The sequence below is a fragment of the Colwellia maritima genome (assembly GCF_022669015.1).
In the GTDB taxonomy this organism is placed as follows: Bacteria; Pseudomonadota; Gammaproteobacteria; order Enterobacterales; family Alteromonadaceae; genus Colwellia; species Colwellia maritima.
This window is the reverse complement of sequence record NZ_JAKKSL010000001.1, coordinates 558,896-579,523: the sequence shown is the minus strand read 5'-3', so window position 1 is coordinate 579,523 and position 20,628 is coordinate 558,896. Positions and strand designations below refer to the sequence as shown.

The 20,628-nt window shown below is 39.1% G+C and carries 17 protein-coding genes and 4 pseudogenes; 10 read left to right on the top strand and 11 right to left on the bottom strand.

Features of this window, described 5'->3' with window-relative positions:
* Positions 1–607: 607 nt before the first annotated feature.
* A complete protein-coding gene (locus L3081_RS02850) occupies positions 608–1,453 on the top strand; it encodes a DcaP family trimeric outer membrane transporter (protein ID WP_338027083.1) in 846 nt (281 codons plus the stop codon).
* 632 nt (positions 1,454–2,085) lie between these two features.
* Here the strand turns inward: L3081_RS02850 and L3081_RS02845 are convergent.
* A pseudogene (locus tag L3081_RS02845) lies at positions 2,086–4,474 on the bottom strand (Tex family protein).
* A 239-nt stretch (positions 4,475–4,713) separates the two neighbouring features.
* Between L3081_RS02845 and L3081_RS02840 the strand changes: the two are divergent.
* The 5 genes from L3081_RS02840 (at position 4,714) to L3081_RS02825 (ending at position 8,444) form a co-directional block, all read left to right on the top strand.
* On the top strand, positions 4,714–5,292 hold the full coding sequence (locus tag L3081_RS02840; protein ID WP_274620297.1) for an SDR family NAD(P)-dependent oxidoreductase: 579 nt from the start codon (positions 4,714–4,716) through the stop codon (positions 5,290–5,292).
* A complete protein-coding gene (locus L3081_RS26270) occupies positions 5,252–5,494 on the top strand; it encodes an SDR family oxidoreductase (RefSeq protein WP_274620296.1) in 243 nt (80 codons plus the stop codon). Before L3081_RS02840 ends, L3081_RS26270 begins: the two co-directional genes overlap by 41 nt.
* A gap of 157 nt (positions 5,495–5,651) precedes the next feature.
* On the top strand, positions 5,652–6,353 hold the full coding sequence (locus tag L3081_RS02835) for an alpha/beta fold hydrolase (protein WP_242283298.1): 702 nt from the start codon (positions 5,652–5,654) through the stop codon (positions 6,351–6,353).
* A 232-nt stretch (positions 6,354–6,585) separates the two neighbouring features.
* Positions 6,586–7,959, top strand: coding sequence for a DNA-3-methyladenine glycosylase 2 family protein (locus tag L3081_RS02830; protein WP_242283297.1), 1,374 nt, complete (start codon positions 6,586–6,588; stop codon positions 7,957–7,959).
* Complete coding sequence (locus tag L3081_RS02825; RefSeq protein WP_242283296.1) at positions 7,956–8,444, top strand: methylated-DNA--[protein]-cysteine S-methyltransferase; 489 nt, start codon at positions 7,956–7,958, stop codon at positions 8,442–8,444. The genes L3081_RS02830 and L3081_RS02825 overlap by 4 nt, the downstream gene beginning before the upstream one ends.
* Positions 8,445–8,505: 61 nt before the next feature.
* On the opposite strand, the gene L3081_RS02820 is transcribed toward L3081_RS02825, so the two are convergent.
* Positions 8,506–9,117 (bottom strand): FMN-dependent NADH-azoreductase, encoded by a 612-nt coding sequence (locus L3081_RS02820; RefSeq protein ID WP_242283295.1) that lies wholly within the window; start codon positions 9,115–9,117, stop codon positions 8,506–8,508.
* A 285-nt stretch (positions 9,118–9,402) separates the two neighbouring features.
* Between L3081_RS02820 and L3081_RS02815 the strand changes: the two genes are divergently transcribed.
* From L3081_RS02815 to L3081_RS02800, 4 genes and pseudogenes are all read left to right on the top strand, one after another.
* On the top strand, positions 9,403–10,521 hold the full coding sequence (locus tag L3081_RS02815; protein ID WP_242283294.1) for a bifunctional alpha/beta hydrolase/OsmC family protein: 1,119 nt from the start codon (positions 9,403–9,405) through the stop codon (positions 10,519–10,521).
* Between the two features lie 35 nt (positions 10,522–10,556).
* Positions 10,557–12,425, top strand: a pseudogene (locus L3081_RS02810) (monovalent cation:proton antiporter-2 (CPA2) family protein).
* 3 nt (positions 12,426–12,428) lie between these two features.
* A complete protein-coding gene (locus L3081_RS02805) occupies positions 12,429–13,322 on the top strand; it encodes a LysR family transcriptional regulator (protein WP_242285509.1) in 894 nt (297 codons plus the stop codon).
* Between the two features lie 128 nt (positions 13,323–13,450).
* A pseudogene (locus L3081_RS02800) lies at positions 13,451–14,147 on the top strand (pirin family protein).
* 88 nt (positions 14,148–14,235) lie between these two features.
* Here the strand turns inward: L3081_RS02800 and L3081_RS26265 are convergent.
* From L3081_RS26265 to L3081_RS02765, 9 genes and pseudogenes are all read right to left on the bottom strand, one after another.
* On the bottom strand, positions 14,236–14,490 hold the full coding sequence (locus L3081_RS26265; RefSeq protein ID WP_274620295.1) for an Orn/Lys/Arg family decarboxylase: 255 nt from the start codon (positions 14,488–14,490) through the stop codon (positions 14,236–14,238).
* On the bottom strand, positions 14,480–14,719 hold the full coding sequence (locus L3081_RS26260; protein WP_274620436.1) for an Orn/Lys/Arg family decarboxylase: 240 nt from the start codon (positions 14,717–14,719) through the stop codon (positions 14,480–14,482). Before L3081_RS26260 ends, L3081_RS26265 begins: the two co-directional genes overlap by 11 nt.
* Positions 14,720–14,794: 75 nt before the next feature.
* Positions 14,795–16,393, bottom strand: a pseudogene (locus tag L3081_RS02795) (Orn/Lys/Arg decarboxylase N-terminal domain-containing protein); the annotation flags it as partial.
* Between the two features lie 733 nt (positions 16,394–17,126).
* On the bottom strand, positions 17,127–17,489 hold the full coding sequence (locus L3081_RS02790) for a ferredoxin reductase domain-containing protein (protein ID WP_242285506.1): 363 nt from the start codon (positions 17,487–17,489) through the stop codon (positions 17,127–17,129).
* Positions 17,467–17,997, bottom strand: coding sequence for an FAD-binding oxidoreductase (locus L3081_RS27880; RefSeq protein ID WP_242283293.1), 531 nt, complete (start codon positions 17,995–17,997; stop codon positions 17,467–17,469). Before L3081_RS27880 ends, L3081_RS02790 begins: the two co-directional genes overlap by 23 nt.
* An 84-nt stretch (positions 17,998–18,081) precedes the next feature.
* Positions 18,082–19,173: a PepSY-associated TM helix domain-containing protein gene (locus L3081_RS26250; RefSeq protein WP_338027080.1), complete on the bottom strand. Its 1,092-nt coding sequence runs from the start codon at positions 19,171–19,173 to the stop codon at positions 18,082–18,084.
* Positions 19,133–19,414 (bottom strand): PepSY-associated TM helix domain-containing protein, encoded by a 282-nt coding sequence (locus tag L3081_RS26245; RefSeq protein ID WP_274620293.1) that lies wholly within the window; start codon positions 19,412–19,414, stop codon positions 19,133–19,135. Before L3081_RS26245 ends, L3081_RS26250 begins: the two co-directional genes overlap by 41 nt.
* 108 nt (positions 19,415–19,522) lie before the next feature.
* The gene (locus L3081_RS02770) at positions 19,523–19,957 is read right to left on the bottom strand and encodes a DUF2271 domain-containing protein (protein ID WP_242283292.1); all 435 of its coding nucleotides are present in this window, start codon (positions 19,955–19,957) and stop codon (positions 19,523–19,525) included.
* Between the two features lie 222 nt (positions 19,958–20,179).
* The gene (locus tag L3081_RS02765; RefSeq protein ID WP_242283291.1) at positions 20,180–20,578 is read right to left on the bottom strand and encodes a PepSY domain-containing protein; all 399 of its coding nucleotides are present in this window, start codon (positions 20,576–20,578) and stop codon (positions 20,180–20,182) included.
* Between the last annotated feature and the right edge of the window lie 50 nt (positions 20,579–20,628).

Genomic DNA, 20,628 nt, shown 5'->3' with positions numbered 1-20,628 from the left:
TAGTTGGAGGTTTTAGCCAGTAGAAATGATCACATAGTTAGTGAGATTGGTATAAGAAACATTGCGCTTAAAATCACATTATCATTCACTAGATTCTGTCTTTTTTCAACGTACAAGCCCTTTTATAACAGCAACTTTTACTTCTTCAATGTTTCGATAGACTAAAGTCTAAGGCTAAAAATCTCTTTTTTAGACTTAGGTCTAATTTCTTTAAGTGCGCTTTAATCTTACCTTAATACCTGAACAAAAATTCAACATCATTTTGATTTAATCATCGAAATGATGGTGTTAAATAAAAACAAAAAGAGACGCAGATCTTAATTTTATAAAAAAGTAATTATCACAACAAAGAACACAATTAATAAAACAATTGCCAGTAGGCAAACAAAGTGGGGAAACACAATGTTTAAACTTAATAAATGCAAATTACTATTAGCAGCAGGTCTTTTAACCATGGTCCGGTGCGGCTAATGCCGGTTACACATTTGACTTAACAGACAATGATAAAATCACATTCGGTGGGTACATCAAAGCAGACCTACGTACGATTAACGGGGACGTAAGCTCAACTGTAACAAATAATGATTACTGGATTGGTCACGGTGCAGTGACAGAAGACCTGTCAACAACCAAATTTTCTGTCAACGAAACGCGCTTTAATGCTAAATATGTTCATGGTGATGTTACTGGCTTTATTGAAATGGATTTTTATGGTGGTGGTGGCAACCAAATTGTTTCTAACTCAGAACATCCAAGATTACGTCACGCATTTATCAAATATAAAAACATCACTGTAGGTCAAACTTGGACTACCTTTATGAACACCAGTGCTTTAGCTGAAGGCGCTGATTTCGGTGGCCCTTTAGTAGCATCTGCGTTTATTCGTCAAGGTCAAATCCGTTATACTAACGGTGGTTTACAACTTGCTTTAGAAAACCCAAATTCAGATAAAGGGGATGGCTCTCAGGATTCAGTGCCAGATGTTATTGCTAAGTACACTTTTTCAGGTGATTGGGGTAACGTTTCTGTTGCCGGTGTAGCCCGTCAATTGAATACTGTTGGTGGTGACACAGAATCGGCTTTTGGTTTTGGTGTTGCAGGTCGCATTAAAACCTTTGGAAAAGATGATTTCCGTTTCCAAGCACATAGCGGTAATACCGGTCGCTATGTTGGTGTTGTTGCTGCCCGTGATTTAGTGGGTGAAAAAGCAGAAGATACTACCTCATTCATGGTTGCTTATCGTCATTTTTGGTCTGAAGATATGCGATCAACAATATACTACGGTAGTACAGATGCTGACTTAGCTGACACTAAACGTAACCATGTCGCTGTTAATCTATTTAAAGACTATACTAAACAATTATCTTTTGGTGTTGAAGTGGGTAATTTTGAAATGGATGAAGTAAGTAAATCTTCTGATTACTTTCAATTGTCAGCTAAATACGTTTTATAGTGTTTAATCGAAAAGATTAAGCCAATAAAACACTAACCAACTTGCGTTAGTTAACCTCTTAATGAGGTTATTTTATGGGGAAGCTTTTGCTTCCCCTTTTTTTACGTCAAATATAAACAAAAAAACCAGTATTTGTTAAAACAAATACTGGTTAAACCATCAAAAATTTTTAATCGACTTGACTCAAAGGAATAAGTTGAATCAATTCACAAAGAAGGCACTTGGTGACCATGTGTCCTGGGTCATAATCACCAAGTAACAAGCCTTGCTATTAGTTAAAACGCCTGAGAGAGCATTCACTTGCCTTAACCAATAATCAAATGATAATCATTATCATTTGTGTTGTCAATCTGTTTTTTAAAATAAATTTTAACCTTGTGAATTATACCAATCTCAGTAACTATGTAATCATTTCTACTGGCTAAAATCTCCGCCTACATCGTTATTTATTTAATCATTAAAACAACTCGTTATTGAAAGAAACGCCTTGTATTTGGCATTTTTTTCTATGCATAAAATAGATTACTTAATTAATGAAACTGGTATTACTCGAAAAATTCAATAAAAAACAGGATTCCCCTAAAAGAAAAATCCTGCTGACATAAACTAACCAACGATGACGATGAAAATATTTATTTTTTCAACTTTGCAAAAGCATCTGCAAAGGCATTTCCCATCGCTGCATTCTCAACTTTTTTAACTTTAGCTTTAACTGGTTTGCTATTCGTAGCGACACGAGATTTGTCATGTGACTCTTTTTTAACTTTTTTATGCTGTGGTGGTGGCGGTGAACTTTTACTTACGCTGTCATCTAGGCGCATGCTGAGGCTAATTCGTTTTCGAGCAGGATCAACCTCAATCACTTTTACTTTAACAATTTCACCTGCTTTTATTATCTCGCGCGGATCACTAATAAATTTATCGGTTATCGCTGAAATATGTACAAGGCCATCTTGATGCACACCAATATCAACAAACGCACCAAAATTTGCCACATTAGAAACAACCCCCTCAAGTACCATACCAACGTCTAAATCGGCTATTGTATTGACACCCTCAGCAAAGGTAGCAGTTTTAAATTCAGGTCGAGGATCGCGGCTTGGTTTTATAAGCTCTTGTATAATATCATTAATAGTAATTTCACCAAATTGCTCTGTTGTTAAATCACTGACATTCACTTGTTGTAATTGAGATGCACTATTTAACAAATCTGCACTATCAATATTAAGTTTCTTAATAATATTTTCAACAACAGGGTACGTTTCTGGATGAACGGCACATTGATCTAGCGGGTTATCGCCACCACTAATACGTAAAAAGCCGCCCGCTTGTTCAAAAGCTTTAGGCCCTAACCGAGCAACACCTTTCAATTGGTTTCTATTAGTAAAAGCGCCTTGTTCATCTCGAAACTGAACAATATTATTAGCCATCGTCTTATTTAAACCAAAGAACACGGGTTAGTAAAGCTGCTGAAGCTGAATTAAGATCTACCCCAACGGCATTTACACAATCTTCAACAACATCATCTAAGCTTTTACTTAGCCGGCTCTGACTCACGTCATGTTGATATTGACCAACGCCTATCGCTTTAGGATCTATTTTTACAAGTTCAGCAAGAGGATCTTGTAATCGTCTGGCAATAGAGACAGCTCCACGTATTGATACGTCAAGATCAGGAAATTCTTTCGCTGCAAATTCAGAGGCGGAGTATACCGATGCTCCCGCTTCACTGACTGTCATTTTTTTCGGCTTTGCTTGGCCTGTTGTTGAATCAAATTGAGCGATAACTTCACTCACTAATTTGTCACTTTCACGCGATCCTGTACCATTGCCAATAGCAATCAATTCTACTTTATGTTGACGACAAATATTAACCAACGTACGGATAGACTTTTCCCAATGATTTTGCGGTGCATGAGGAAAAATTGTAGTGGTATGCAACAATTTACCGGTAGCATCAACAACGGCTACTTTACACCCTGTGCGTAAACCAGGATCTAAGCCAAGCGTTACCTTAGCGCCGGCAGGCGCAGCCATTAATAAATCAGCCAAGTTTTCAGCAAAAACTTTAATCGCTTGTAATTCGGCTTGCTCACGCAACTGAGTTAAAAGTTCATTTGTTAAACTGATACTAAATTTACTTTTCCATGCTAATCGTACTGTACTCGCTAAAAAATCAGCCGCTTTTTGATCTTGGCTTGGCGAAAAACATCTCAAAGTTAAATGGTCACTAATAAGCTGCTCTGCACTAGAAATCGTTTGTTTCTCTTGGCTAGGATCAACATCAATTTTTAACTGTAAAAACCCTTCATTACGGCCTCGTAACATAGCTAGCATACGGTGTGAAGGTATCGATTTTAACTTTTCGCTGTGTTCAAAATAATCGCGAAATTTAACTGCTTCGGTTTCTTTACCTTTAACAACTTTACTGGTTAGATGTGCTTGTTTGATTATGTGAGTACGAAGTTTAAGTAACAAATTGGCATCTTCACTAAAGCGCTCTGCCAAAATAAAGCTAGCCCCCTCTAATACCGATTTAATATCATCAAAACCTGCGTCCGTTTTTGTTCTTTTATCGAGATATAACTGCGCTTCATGCTCAGGATCAAGCTGCCAATTATTAAATAAACTATTTGCTAACGGCTCAATACCCGCCTCAATGGCAATTTGCCCCTTGGTTCGGCGTTTAGGTTTGTAAGGCAAATATAAATCTTCTAAACGGGTTTTATTATCGGCATCTGCGATTTGCTTAGCAAGGTCGCTAGTTAGCTTATTTTGTTGCTCAATGCTCGTTAAAATAACCTGACGTCGAGCCTCTAAATCACGTAAATAAGTTAGCCGCGTTGCCAATTCACGCAGATGATTATCTGTTAAGCCCTGCGTTGCTTCTTTTCTATAACGAGCGATAAAAGGTACTGTTGCACCATCATCCAACAAATTAATTGCAGCATTAACTTGTGACGTTTTAACATTTAGTTCATGAGCAATTTGCTCGCTGATTTGCTCTGCAGTAGTTGACATTGATTTACCGTTCCAACATTAATTAAAGTGTAATTTTCCAATAAGGTAGATCATATCAGATAGTTGCTCTATCTAATAACCTCAAATCGAAAATATCCCATCCTTGTAATTGACTGGCATGTTATACAGCTCAGCGTCTAGCACTATGGTGCTAAATATAAAGTAAAGTAATTGCGTTAAAATTATCGATAACAGGTTGACTCAATGTCGATTATTGAATGATTAATGGGAATATTAATATGCTTAAAGGTAAAACAGCACTCATCACAGGCTCAACCGGTATTGGCTTAGCAACAGCACATACACTAGCAGAACAAGGCATTAATTTAGTTTTACATGGGTTAATGGATCAAGCTGAAGGTGAAGCTTTAGCACAAGAGTTTGCCACAAAATATCATATCAAAACATATTTTGATAACGCCGATTTAATGGATGCTGACGCTATTTCAGCCTTTATGGCTCACGCTAAAAGCATCATGGGGTCTATTAATATTTTGATCAATAATGCGGGTATTCAGCACACTGAAAGTGTTGAAAATTTTCCAGTAAGTAAATGGAACGCCATTATTGCTATTAACTTGAGCGCAGCTTTTCATACTATTCAGCAATCAATACCCGAGATGAAAGCCGAAGGTTGGGGCCGTATCATCAACATTGCGTCTGTTCATGGCTTAGTGGGTTCAGTCAACAAATCCGCTTATGTCGCTGCCAAACATGGCATCATTGGTTTAACAAAAGTTGTTGCGTTGGAGTGCGCGGAATCAGGGATTACTGCCAATGCCATTTGTCCTGGTTTGGGTAGACACACCATTAATTAATAATCAGATTAAGGATATTGCTCAAAAAGAACAGGTTGATTTTGAACAAGCTAAATATAATTTAGTTACGGCCAAGCAACCCTTACCCGAAATGATGAATCCTCGTCAAATAGGTGAATTTATTTTATTTTTATGTAGCGATAGTGCACGCAGTATTACGGGATCAGCTCTACCGATGGACGGCGCATGGACCGCTCAATAATTCACAAAACTAATTTTTAACCATGCTTTATGGCACTAAAGAGCCACTTATTTTTGTTTATTTTTTAGCTAACCTTAAGATGTTCTAATTTTAACTAATATGAACATCTCTTGGCTAAATAAAGCCAAAAAGTCAAAAACTTAAAAAGGCGAATAAAATGAAAATAACAACATTGCTTAATAAATCATTATTAGTTTTAGGCTTGCTAATGACCACGGCATTTGCACAAGCGGCTTGTGTTGATAACGTAGTACTTGTTCATGGTAATACCGGCTCTCCATCAGACTGGGATAATACCTATGAGTTATTACTTACCAAAGGTTATAGCAGCAATCAAATTTATCGTCCTTCATGGGGGAGCAGCTATGCCGCTAATAATAATCATAGTGGCTCAGAAGAAACACCGGTAAGAAATGATATAACCGCCGCATTAAATTCATCTTGCACTGGAAAAATTGATGTTATCGGGCACTCAATGGGCGTTACCCTAGCTGCCCAACAAATTATTAAGCTCAATAAAAGCAGTCAGGTAGATAGTTTTGTTGGTGTTGCAGGGGCTTATCGTGGTTTATGGACATGTGGTACGTACCCTTGGAATATTTGGTCACCAACTTGTGGTGCTAGTGGTTTATCAATATCTAGCCCCTTCCTTGACTGGCTCGGTACCAAAGTTATCGCAAATCGCATTTACTCTATTAAAAGTTGGAATGACCAAATAGTGTGCGGTAGCGGTGTTTGTTCTGTCGGTGGTATACACTCAAGTCGTATACCCAACGAGAATGCTAGTTATACTTATGCACTGGGTCATTTTGGTTTACAAACATACACTGCTAGCAAGCAAGTTGCGTTAATTCAATAATATACCTATGTGAATTGGATTTCAGTTCGAAAAAAAGGGGGTAATAAATTACTCCCTACATCGAACCTAAAAGCTAAGTTGCACTTCAGTCCGACAAAAGAAATATTTTAGCTATCATTTGATAAATTAATGTCTTAAAACCAACAAAAGAATGACTATTGAGTTCCGATTTTGGCTAGTCTTATTTATTTTTATAGTAAACTCTTTATATCAAAACCGTGCAGAGTAGATTATGAAATTCAGTGAGATGCAATCAGCTCGTCTTTCCAAAGACCCACGTTTTGACGGTTTATTTTTTATTGCCGTCAAAACAACGGGTATCTATTGTCGTCCAATTTGCCCTGCGGTTAGTCCAAAAGAAGAAAATGTGATCTATGTCAGCACAGCCATCGAAGCCGCTAATTTGGGTTGTCGCCCCTGTTTACGCTGTCGTCCTGATAGTGCCCCAGGCTCTAATCCTTGGAAAGGCACAAATACCACGTTTGAACGGGCTATCAAACTGATTAATAACGGTGAATTAATTGACCACTCTATAGTTCAGCTTAGTGAGCGATTAGGTATTAGCAGTCGTTATTTGAATAGCTTATTTCAAGCGAGATTAGGTATTAGCGCCAAAAAATATGCGCTTTACCAACAAGCTTTATTTGCAAAAAGCCTATTGCAACAAAGTCATTTAGCCGTCAGCGAAGTCGCTTTTGCTTGTGGTTTTGCTAGTGTTCGCCGTTTCAATGACTATTTTGCTCAGAATTTAAAAACTACTCCATCTAAAATACGCAAAAACAAGGCAGACAAAAGCCAATGTATTCAATTATTTCTTAGTTACCGACCACCTTACAATTGGCCTCATTGTCGTGATTTTTTGCAAGTTCGTGCCATCGAGTCCATGGAATGGCTCACCGAACATTCCTATGGCAGAGCCTTTACATGGCCCTGTGCAAATGGCGCATTATGCACGGGTTGGTTTGATGCTCGCCATCAGCCAGAAAAACACGGATTTATTGTTAATATTCAACTGAGTGATTCAAAACAATTACTGCCAGTAGTTAAGAATATTCGCCGTTTATTAGATTTAGATGCCAATAGCCAACAGATAGACCAACAATTGAAAGCAAGCGGTAAATTGGATACGGTAATTCCGGGTTTGCGCTTACCGGGTATATGGAATTTATTTGAGGCGGGCTGTCGTGCTATTCTAGGGCAACAGATTTCTGTGGTTGCAGCATTAAAGTTAGTTCGCACGCTAGTGCATGGCTATGGTAGCTCGTTAGATAACAAAATCTTTTTCCCCACGCCAAAGCAAGTGGCAAACTCAGATTTATTACTTTTGAAAATGCCTAACAGCAGGCGTGAAACCTTGCTTCGCTTTGCTCATTTTATGATGGAGCATCGAGATGATCAACATCCAGACACTTGGTTATCACTTAAAGGCATAGGACCATGGACTGTAAATTACGCTAAAATGCGCGGCTTAAGTGATAGTAATATTTGGCTAGGCTCAGATTTAGGCATAAAAAAAGCCTTAGCAGCGCAACAGATCGAGTTGCAACCAAGCAATAGCTCGCCATGGCAATCTTATTTAACTATACATATTTGGAACTTATTATGAGTTTTATTAAAGACGATGGCTCGGCTCAGTACCGTAGTAACTTATCAACACCCATGGGTGATTTTTTTGTTTTATGCTCAGAGCATTCGCTTCAACGTGCCGAATTTTTTGATTCTAAACCTGCTTTAGAACAAGCAACCTGCCTATGGCCTGAAAACCCCTTAAGCCTTCATGCTAAACAACAACTACTAGAATATTTTGGTCAAAAACGACAACGTTTCGATTTACCCTTAAACCCCAAAGGCACAGATTTCCGTTTACAAAGTTGGCAGGCGTTATTAAACATTCCCTTTGGTCAAACGGCGTCTTATAGTGAACAAGCTCAAGTAATGAACAAGCCAAAAGCGGTTAGAGCCGTTGGTGGTGCTAATGGTGCTAATCCTATTTCTATCATTATCCCCTGTCATCGGGTGATAGGAAAAAACGGCAGCCTTACCGGTTATCTTGGCGGTTTTATCAAAAAAACAATGGTTATTACATTTTGAACAAAGTCTGGCATTAAACAAGCAAGACTTTGAACTAAATTAGCTAACAAGCACTGCATAGTTAGTAAGATTGGTATAACTTGCTCACTATTGTGCTTATCTCTTTTCTCGCTTGAATTAAACTCTCCTCCTTGGTCGGCATATTCAAGCCTTCAGCATAGACAAATTCAACATCAGTTATACCAATAAAGGCGAACACATCTTTAAGGTATTGGCTTTGAGTATCTTTAGAGGTTCCTTTATAGACTCCCCCACGCGCCGCAACAATAATCACTTTTTTATCGGCTAACAAACCAACAGGACCTTGCTCTGTGTATTTAAACGTAATACCGGCTCTAGCTATTCGGTCAATCCAGGCTTTAAACGTTGAAGGAATACCAAAGTTATACATTGGCATGCCAATAACAAGCACATCACTTGCTTTTAACTCTTCAATTAACGTATCTGAAATAGAAGCTAACTGCACTTGCTCTTCACTGCGCTCGTTTACTGGCATCATCCATGCTGTCATTTCTGGTTGAGTTAAATGTGGCAGTATTGGTGTATTTAAATCTCGTGCAACAATAATAACGTTAGACTGTAACGCTAAACTAGAGGTCAGTTCTTTTGACAATAAAGACGAATTACCCTGTTCGCCGTTAATAGATGAATTAATAACAAGTATATTTTTCATAATAAGTACCTTTCTTAGGAATTAAATAATGTATAAGTTGACTAAGTATTCATTAATTATCACTAGATTAAAATCATTAAAAAAAGCACTATTCATTCTAATAAAAAGAATGTACGTTATTAGTGATTAATTTAACATAGCCATAATATTAAAAGCATAGTTTCTATTGCCTATACTGTTAACATTACTAAAAACAGAATAATAAACCTCACATCGGGTTAATAAGTTAGGTTTTTGTCAGTAAATTCTTTAAAATTTATATGCTAATAAACGAAGGGGACAGTGATGGAAAAGCGTGTTGAATTTATCAGTAACGGTCAAAAGCTAACAGGGTTATTAGAATTTCCCTCTGGAACAGTTAAAGCTTATGCGCTTTTTGCTCATTGTTTTACCTGTGATAAGGCGAATACAGCAGATTCCGTTATTGTAAGAGCATTAGTTGAAAAAGGTTTTGCCGTTTTACAATTTAATTCTACAAAATCAGAGAATAGCGATTTTTCCAATGCTAATTTTGCCTCAAATCTTGACGATCTAAAATCAGCAGCTACGTTTTTAAAACTAAATTATGCGGCGCCACAACTATTGGTTGGTCATAGTATCGGAGGCGCTGCAGCACTTGCAGTCGCGAGTGATATTAAATCAATATCGGCTGTTGCAACAATTGGTGCGCCTGCGCTCTCTGGGTATATTACACAAGACATTACAAACAAAGACGATAAAACCAATCCGCCACAGTTTATATTGAAAGGTAAATCCGTATTGTTGATGCATAGCCCTGTGGATACTATGGTTTCGATAAACGAAGCGGAGAAAATATATTCACACCTTAAACATCCTAAAAGCTTTATCTCGTTAGACACTGCTGACCATTTTCTTTCCACTCATTCAGATGCTGTTTATGTTGCAACAGTGATCAGTAGTCAAGCTGATAAATACATACAAGCATCTGAAAAGACTGGCGAAACTATTATTAAACCTGAAAAGGGTACCATTGTCGTATCAGAGAAAGATCATAATTTCACTGTCAATGTTGCCAGTGATGATCATTCTTGGTTGGCTGATGAGCCACTAAACCTTGGTGGTAAAAATTTAGGGCCCGATCCATATGAGCACCTTTTAGCAGCTTTAGGGGCTTGTACAGTAATGACATTAAGAATGTATGCCAAGCATAAGAAAATAGATTTACACGATATAAAAGTCACTTTGGAACACAGTAAAAATCATCAGAATAACAATCCCAGTAAGGAATCACTGAGTGATGGTGAGCAAATTACTCGTAAGGTAACATTGGTTGGTAATCTTTCTGAAGAACAAAAAAACAAACTCTTGGTGATTGCGAATAAATGCCCTGTGCATCAAACACTAAACAACAAACTTACTATTACAACGACAGCGCAAGACTAACGATTGAAGTAATAATACCGTTCAAGGAAGTTACCATGTTAGAAATGGCCGTTATCTATTTAGCTGCAGCAATTATTGCAGTGCCAATTGCAAAACGTTTAGGGCTAGGCTCTGTGCTTGGTTATTTAATTGCGGGTATTTTAATAGGCCCATATATTTTAGCTTTGGTGGGCGATCAAACTGACGTAATGCATTTTGCAGAGTTTGGTGTAGTGATGATGTTATTCCTTGTTGGCTTAGAACTACAACCTAGCCGTTTATGGAAATTAAGACATTCAATTATTGGCTTAGGTGGTCTACAAGTCATCATTACTAGCCTATTATTTTTTGTCGTTTGTTATCAACTTTTAGCGTTAACGTGGCAAGCATCACTTGCGGTGGGATTAATGTTATCGCTGTCGTCCACGGCAATTGCATTACAGACCTTAACCGAGAAGGGTTGGATTAAGCAAGATGCAGGACAAAATGCATTTTCGGTCTTATTGTTTCAAGACATAGCCGTCATACCTATTTTAGCATTGCTCCCCTTATTGGCTATAAATGATAGTCCAAAGCATTTGTTGCAAACCACGGTAACTTAATTAAACACTTACCGGCATATGGGCAAGTATTAATCTCACTTTCAGTAATTGCGTTAATTATTCTCGCAGGAAAATACGTTTCTGCGCCACTGTTTAGATATATAGCAGAAACACGATTACGCGAATTATTTACTTTATTTGCTCTATTTTTAGTGATTGTCATTGCAGTAATTATGCAAAAAATTGGTTTGTCACCCGCATTAGGCACATTTTTAGGCGGTGTTGTACTGGCAGAAAGCGAGTTCAGACATGAATTAGAAGTGGATATAGAGCCCTTTAAAGGTTTACTGCTCGGTCTGTTTTTTATCACTGTAGGCGCATCGATAGATTTTCCCTTGTTAACAGGACAATTTACTACGGTGGTATTATTAGTCTTTGGGTTTAATTGTATTAAAAGCTTTCGTGTTATACGTTTTATCGGTGCTGTTTAAAATAAAAAGTAAACAAAAACTTCTATTTACACTGGCCTTAGCTCAGGGTGGTGAATTTGCATTTGTTCTGTTGTCATTGACATCCTCTTTGCAAATTCTCGATGTAGAGCAAACTAAATTAACAACGTTGGTGGTTGCAATATCAATGCTAATGGCTCCTTTACTATTAATGATTTATGAAAAAATGAGTCATCAAGTAAATATTCAGCAAGCATTTGATTCACTTGAAGAAATAGAAGCAACTAAAAACGTGATTATTGCGGGGTATGGGCGGTTTGGTCAGATCATTGGTCGCTTACTAACGGCACAAGGCTATCACCTGTCTATTCTTGATCACAGCCCTAGTCAGATAGAAATGCTGAGACGTTTTGGCAATAAAGTTTTTTATGGTGATGCCGCACGACATGATTTACTTGAAGCCTCAGGCGCAAGTGATGCTCAATTATTAGTGATTGCCATTGACGATGCGGATAAAATTTTAGAAATTGTAACCCTTGCCCACAAACACTTTCCTCATTTAAAAATTGCTGCACGCGCAATTGACCGACGCCATGCCTATCAATTAATCGCTTTAGGCGTTACTTCATTTAAACGAGAAACCTTCGATTCTGCACTAAATTTAGGCGTTGAAGCATTATCATTACTCGGTCATAACAAACAAGATGCTAAACGTCTTGGTCAGCTATTTGCCGAGCATGATAATGAATCATTAGCCGCCCTCGCTAATTTGTGGGGTGATGATCACAGTTATGGTATTGCCGTTAGGCAACGTATTGAAGATTTAAAACAAGTATTGAAAAAAGACAAAGAAGAGCAAGACAAGTTAAGCATTTGCCAACAAACGGAAGTTGATTCAACTGAGATTAAATATAACAAATCACAAAGAGACTAAATGATGTTGAGAATTTCTTTAGAGCAATGGCGAATGTTTCGCTCTGTTGTGGAATTTGGGGGCTTTAACCAAGCTTCACAAGGTGTACATAAAAGTCAGTCCAGTATTCATAATGCAGTAGGGAAAATAGAAGAGTCATTACGCATTAAGTTATTCAGAATTGAAGGACGAAAAACGGTATTAACCGAAGCGGGTGAGTTAATGCTAAAACGAGCAAATTATTTACTCGATGAAGCCGAAAAAATTGAAGCTGTAGGAAAAACTTTGGGCAATGGCACTGAAAGTCAGTTAAAAATTGCCATAGACGAAATGTTTAATCAAACCATTCTATATCAAGTGCTAGAAAAGGTCTCCCGGTTGTATCCCATGTTGCAGATTGAATTAGTTGAATCCATTCTCAGCGGAGCGAACGAACTGATTGAAAATGCCGAGGTTGATATTGCTATCTCACCTATCTCATTACGTGATGGATTTAGTGAGCCTTTATGTCATATCGAATTCGTTGCTGTTGCAAACCCTGAGCATTCACTGCACCTGCTTGAGCGAGAATTAACACTACAAGATCTTAAGGGACATCGTCAAATTGTCGTGCGCGATTCTGCTCTCACAACCAAAAGAAATGAAGGTCGGTTAGGGGCAAACCAACGCCGGACAGTTAGTCATATGCAAACGTCTATCGATATGGTCTGTAACGGCTTAGGTTACGCATGGTTACCTGCACCATCAATAAAAACGCAGCTTGAAACCGAGCAACTCAAACCATTGCAATTAAAACATAATGGCAAGCGATCGACGCAACTTCAATTGATTTTTAAAGATGCCGACAGACTAGGTCCCGCCGCAAAAAGTTTTTTAAGTGAGCTACGCGCACAATGTAAGAACTTACCGACAGTTTAACAGTAACTTACTATATTAATCACCCAACCATTCCAAAAATTAGAATGATATGCACTAAAATAGATAATTTCAATCTTTATATTAGAATAATAAACTAATGCGACATTCAATCAAAGGAAGAATATCGTATGCAATACATTAGAAAATCAGCCGATCGAGGCCAAGTAAATTTAGGATGGTTACAGAGTAAACACACCTTCTCTTTTGGGCATTATTATGATGACAAACATATGGGAGTTTCAGTTCTTAAGGTCATCAACGATGATACGGTAATGCCTGATAAAGGTTTTGATAAGCACGGCCATCGCGACATGGAAATTATCTCTTACGTTACTGAAGGCGCCTTAAAACATGAAGATAGTACAGGCAATAACTATGTTGTTCCTGCTTGGTGACGTTCAACGCATGAGCGCAGGCCACGGTGTGACACATTCAGAATTTAATGCCTCAGCAACTGAGCAAGTAAAGTTTCTACAAATTTGGATTCAACCAAATATTATGGGCATTAAACCAAGCTATGAACAAAAAAATATTGTACAACAAGGTCCATTAACGCCTTTAGTCACGCCGACAGGTGAAAATGGTACTTTGTCTATTAATCAAGATGCATATTTATCACGTTTAATACTCCAAAAGAATGAAGTAATTACGTTAACAACTGCAAAACGCATTGGCTATTTGCATCTTATTAAAGGAGAAATTATCAACGCTAGACGCAATTTTTCTCTTGGTGATGCTTTTACCGTTGAACCAGAACAAGCGATTGAACTAACAGCTACCTCAGCTATTGAAGCATTGTGGTTTGATTTACCTATAGTACCCTAGCGGTACGCTGTTACTTTGTTTGTTTAGAGGTCGGCAACACTGTCAGCCTCTCTCATTTTGTAAGTCTACCATCTATTACGCTTTCGGCTTACTTTACACAATCTACATAGTACACGGCTTTCCCCGTAGATTTATCGGCAACTAAACCGTGAATAAACGTTTCAAAACCTGGAAATTGTTCGTTAAACAAACGGGCGAAACGCAAATAACTGACAATGGTTTCATTAAACACTTCACCGGGTACTAGTAGTGGAATACCGGGAGGGTAAGGCGTGATCATTACCGCGGCCACTCGTCCTACTAAATCATCAATGGCAACTCGCTCTAGTTTTTTATGCGCCATTGCTGCAAAAGCATCGGTCGATCATGGCAGGTACTAAATCAGATAAATACATAGATGTAGTTAATTTAGCAACATTATTTTGTGTGTATATTGCATGAATTTTGTCGCATAAATCTTGTAAGCCAACACGTTCATATTGCGGATATTGTTGAATAAAGTCAGGCAATATACGCCATAATGGCACATTTTTATCATAGTCATCTTTAAATTGTTGTAATGCGGTTACCATGGTATTCCAACGGCCTTTGGTAATCCCGATAGTAAACATGATGAAAAATGAATAGAGCCCCGTTTTTTCAATAACCACACCATGCTCGGCTAAATATTTAGCTACTATGGCAGCAGGAATGCCCGAGTCTTCAAAATCACCGGCAACATTTAAACCTGGAGTTAATATAGTCGCTTTTATTGGGTCAAGTAAATTGAAGCCTTCTTCAATAGCGCCAAAACCATGCCAATTTTCATCCGCTTGCAGCGTCCACGCATCACGCTTATCTAACCCTTCATCTGTTAAATCGTCTGGCCCCCACACTTTAAACCACCAGTCATCATTACCGTATTCGTCATCAACCTTGCGCATTGCCCGTCTAAATTCAAGTGCCTCATCAAGTGATTCTTCAACTAATGCCGTACCACCCGGTGCTTCCATCATGGCTGCTGCCACATCACATGAGGCAATAATTGCATATTGTGGGTCAAGTTGATGTATGCATTAAATAGGCTTCATTAAATAAATGAGTATCCACTCATTGTGTTTCGCGTTTTGTACTAATATTTGTGATGCCTGAGAAAGCCCTGCAAGTAATTTATGGGTTGATTGCGTTGCAAACACCATAGACGTTTCACAGCGAGGCCTATCTTCACCAATAGCGTGGTAATCACCATAAAAATCATGAAATGCGGCATGCGGTAACCAAGCTTCGTCAAAGTGCAAGGTTTCAATTTCACCATCAAGTAAGTTTTTAATTTCTTCAACGTTATATAGAACCCCATCATAGGTAGACTGCGTAATTGTTAATACACGCGGTTTAACGTTAGGGTTCTCTTTTAACACCTCCCTGATGAAAGGGTTTGCTTGCATTTTTCGCTTGATGTTTTCTGGTTGAAACTCACTGTAAGGAATGGGGCCAATAATGCCGTAGTGGTTACGTGTCGGCATTAAAAATATAGGAATGGCGCCTGTCATCATAATTGAATGCAAAATTGATTTATGGCAATTTCGATCAACCACCACAATATCATTTGCTGCAACCGTTGAGTTCCATACAATTTTATTTGACGTTGAGGTGCCATTAGTAACAAAAAACAAATGATCAGCATTAAATATGCGCGCTGCATTACGCTCAGAAGCAGCGATTGGGCCAGTATGATCTAATAATTGCCCTAATTCTTCCACGGCATTACAAACATCAGCACGTAACATATTTTCACCAAAAAATTGGTGAAACATACGCCCTACAGGCGATTTTAAAAAAGCAACACCACCTGAGTGGCCTGGACAATGCCATGAATAAGAGCCATCTTGAGCATAATTTGTTAGTGCGCGAAAAAAAGGTGGGGCCAAAGTGTCAATATAACTTTTAGCTTCACGAATAATATGACGTGCTACAAATTCTGGCGTGTCTTCGTGCATGTGAATAAACCCATGAAGTTCACGAAGTATATTATTGGGTATGTGACGTGCCGTACGTGTTTCACCGTATAAATAAATAGGGATGTCAGGATTACGGTGCCGAATGCCATCTACAAACGTGTGTAATTGAGACAATACTGAATGAGTATCAGCCGAGCTACCGTCACCAAACTCTTCATCATCAATAGATAAAATAAACCCCGCAGCACGACTTTGTTGTTGGGCAAACGAAGAAAGATCGCCATAGTTGGTGTAGCCAACTACCTTCATATCTGCTTTTTCAATGGCCTCAGCAAGTTCACGAATGCCCGAACCACTGGTATTTTCTGAACGGAAGTCTTCGTCAATAATAACGATAGGAAAATCAAAACGCATGAGGTTATCCTTCAAACAAAAAATAGATTCTAATACTAGTGAACGGGTCATTTGTACCAATCTCAGTAGCTATGTGATCATTTCTACTTGCTAAAATCACCCACTACATCGTTATTTATTTAATAATGAGAACAACTAGTTATTGAAATAAATGCCTTGTATTTGGCAATTTTTTCTACGTATAAAATAGATCACTAAATTAATGAAACTGGGATTACTTGCAGAAGTAACCTATTTCTAGCCCAAAAATAAACGTTTGGATCAGACCACTTTTATTCACTAGATGCAAGAATTACTCTTAGTGCGTTGTGCTTTATTTCAATAAAACTACTATGTGCTTTATTTCAATAAAACTACTAATGGTTAGCCTACCTTTTTGTTGATGTTCATGTGATACACCTGTCTAGTTGGATTTGGCAGTATTAGCTAAACGGTAGAAAGGTTTGTCTCCTAATTGATATGGCAAATGTCTGTATGTTAAATCGCTTGTATGGATACTTTACTCGTGTTGTAGCTGAGCTTGTTACTATAGAAAATTCATTCCATTAGAGTGGCATTAATATCCAATGAAGCGATTTTTACTTTTGCTTCACTGGTTGAGCAATCATCGCTATTGACCAATCTTCAACTAATAAACATCTTCACGATATCGTCCTTGCGCTTTGAGGGCGATAACGTCAGTAGCAAGCGGCGCGATGATTTCGTCTATTGCTAGCATAACGCTGTTTGCCATGCTTCTACCACCGCACACTAGAATTTGTGCGCCTGATTCGATCAATTGGCGTAATTCTTCACCATCTACTGCTATTTTATCTTGCACATAACAACCCTCTGTAACCCTTGAGAATACTGCATTTAGCTTTGTCAGTCGCTTGTCCTTAAGGTAGGTGTTCAGTTCAGGCTCGTAAAGGAAGTCTGACTTTGGACAACGGCCACCCCAATAAAGATACATTGGGCGATGTGCGGTATTATGCGCTGTGTTGTGACGGATAAAACCAACTAACGGCCCTATGCCTGTACCAAAGACCGATTAAAATTATCGGTGCTTTAGTTTTTGTTATTGCCTTAGTCTCTGTATTAGCCTTGATACTAGTAAGCGCAGGGCGAAAACCTGGGTTTGGCTTGATAAACGCCTCAATAGTGTCGCCCACATTAAGTGCATAAAGGAAACTTGAGCACAGGCCACCGCGATGTTCGCGTACACAAATTTCTAACTCACCATCACTTGAAGACGAGGCCAACGAATAGAATCGCGGCACGTTGCTTCCTGGAGGTATAATACCGACTAAGTCACCGTCGAATTTTGGTAAACCTGAGCGTTTCCAAAGTCGATTTAGCCAATTTTTATGGCTATTTTCAGGTAACTTAAAATGCAGCACGGCTGTTGGCGCATTTACGGCAACGCCGTAATTTACGCGCTCGACAAGTGCCAAGCTAGTGCTGGGTGGATGAATAGGTATGTACGCGAGTGTTAAGTCAGCATCTATTACCGTGCTCACTGATTCACCCCAGCCGGGCGAATTCTTGAGTCGACTGCCGATTAATGGTATCTAGCGGCAGCAGTTGTCGCCAACCTTTGGCGCTTAGTGCTGTATCGACTTCTTTTGCGAACTGGCAAAAGGCGGGAATTGACGATCGCCAAAACCTAGCACGGCATAAGGAAGTGGCGCAGTAGGCTTCATCAATGCCAGGCGTTTAAGAAATTGGTCGGCTGAGGCCGGTGCATCGCCATCGCCATAAGTCGCGGTTAGGATAAACAACCGCTTAGCTTTTGCATAATTGCTTGCAAGACTGTTCATTGCGCTAGTGTGCACAAGAAACCCCGCTACGTTAAGTTCATCATGAAGCGTTTTCGCAAAACCCCAGGTACTATTGCTCTCGCTGCCCACCAGTATTACCGTGTCGGCAAGGTTAGCTGCGATATTATGATCAATAATTGTGGCTGACTGTTGACGACTCCACCAAATTTGAATACCCGTCCATGCCATTAGTGGTACGGTTAATGCGCCCAAGCCTAGTAGTAATCCGAGCCACCAAAGTCCTTCGCCCGTATGGAGCATATAGATAAATTCATACCGTTTCTGATCACTGCCAAAAGGTTGAAAGGAGAGTAATTGGCCTGTTGATTGGTCGATAAAGCCGCTACCTTGCTGCGTGGTAATTGAATAAACATCAGTGCTATCGCCCTTATACGGATAAACTAGCTCTCTAAGTTCACTTACTGGGATAGCCTTTAAAGCGGCAAGTGTGTTGATGGGTGTTGGCAAATCTCCTTTAACATTGGTTGGAAAGGCAGGCTCAGCGGCTTGATATTCAGGTAGTAGTTCAAAGGTTACGGCTGACATATACAGGCCAGTAATAGCGGATAACATTAATGCAAGCACGGCTACTCGTCCCACCTGACAGTGTAAACGTTGCTTAAAATCGCCTTGAATAGGGCGAAAAACCTGACGCCAACCGCCAAGTCGTTTGGTTAACATCAAAACACCTGAGATAATTAATAGCAGCATAAAAAAAGCGGTTATGCCTACGCCAACTCGTCCTGGTGTGTCCAGTAAATATGAGCGATGCAAGTTTTTCACCCACACCATAAAAGATGAGGCTACAGGTGAAGTCGAATAATCGCCGAGGGTTTCACCCGTTATTGGGTTGATTAAATCTGCGCCAAAGATCACCGTTGTCGGTGTAATAAACGATAACAGTACCTGCAGGCGTTCTCTGTATTTGCTCTGCATTAGGATAATTTAATGCTAGTTTACCGGTTAGCTCGGCAACACTTATCGAAGAGGTTCCTGCTATTTTGGCTTGAGCACGCTCTAAAACAGGATTAAATGAGAGCACAGCCCCCGTAACAGCAAGCATTACAACGAGTAATGCTGCTATTAATCCAGACCAAGAGTGAAATTTACGTAACATGACTAAACCTTAGGTGATGTTTAAGCAATTTGTTTAACTAATCGATTTAAGCAATCCGTTTAAAATGCATAAGAAAAAGTTTTTACGTAGCCTCGTCCATCGGAAGGTTTACCGAAGACCTGCCGTGGTTAATGGCACCACGATATCATTGCGATTGTCGCGCTTATCTTCAACAGAGGTATCTATTTTGAGTTGATAACCTGAATCAATATAAGCATCAGCTAGATCAAGCGTTATCGTGAGTGTTTTGCCACTGGTAACGCCGGCGCCCGTTAGTCCGTCATATTCACTGGCTTGCAAACCACTGGCACGCGCCCAACCGGTTAAATGTTTATAATATTTCGATTTTTGCCCCGCGACCCACAGTGTTTCTTGATATTGATCTGCGGCATTGGTTACATAAATGGCTAGGTAAGCACCGTTACCGCTATAGCTTTGTAATTCGGTTGTTAGGGTAACTTCACGCGCTGTAGCCTTTGTGCTTATTACTGCGGTGCAAAATATGGCATAAAACAAGCACAGGGTTATGGATAAATTTTTCATGGGGTTATCTCCTTACTCTTAAATTTAAAATGTGGGTGGGCTTTAGTTTATGTACTTTAGCTCGACACAGCGCAATAAATTACGCGCTACAAATGATTTTCAGCCCATGTAAGTTGGGCTTTAGCCTATCATTTTAGGCCATAGTTTTAGGCATTGACGGTTTAAATGCCGACCTACAGTAAATGTAACTCTTTTTTTGAGCGAATTGCCTTAAGCAAGTTGTTAATCGATAGTCACTTTAGGTTTGTTTTTATGCTTATTTTGGGGCTTATTACTTTCTGTTGGCTGCGTTTTTAGAGCCGTGGGCGGCGTTCCAAAATCGAAGTAATCACTGGCGTCACCTGAATTGCCAAATTTAATGCTAAGCGCCCTCAATCTCAGTGAAGCAGGCGAAAAAGTTGCCTTTACACGGTTTCCTTTTTGATCGAAGCCTTTTACTTCATAACAACCGTCATCGACTTTGATGCGTTTAACCTGCCGGCCTTTGTTTTCTATCATTAATCGTAGTTGCTCACGAGGTTGCCACGCTGATACCGGATCATTACAGTCATCGTCGTCAGCCAATGCGGTGCCACTGAGCAAACAAGAGGCGATTAAAAGTGTTGTTAATTGTTTTTTCATGGGTTTTCTCCTGTTTATTAGATTACTAATTACATCATATATAGTAGACG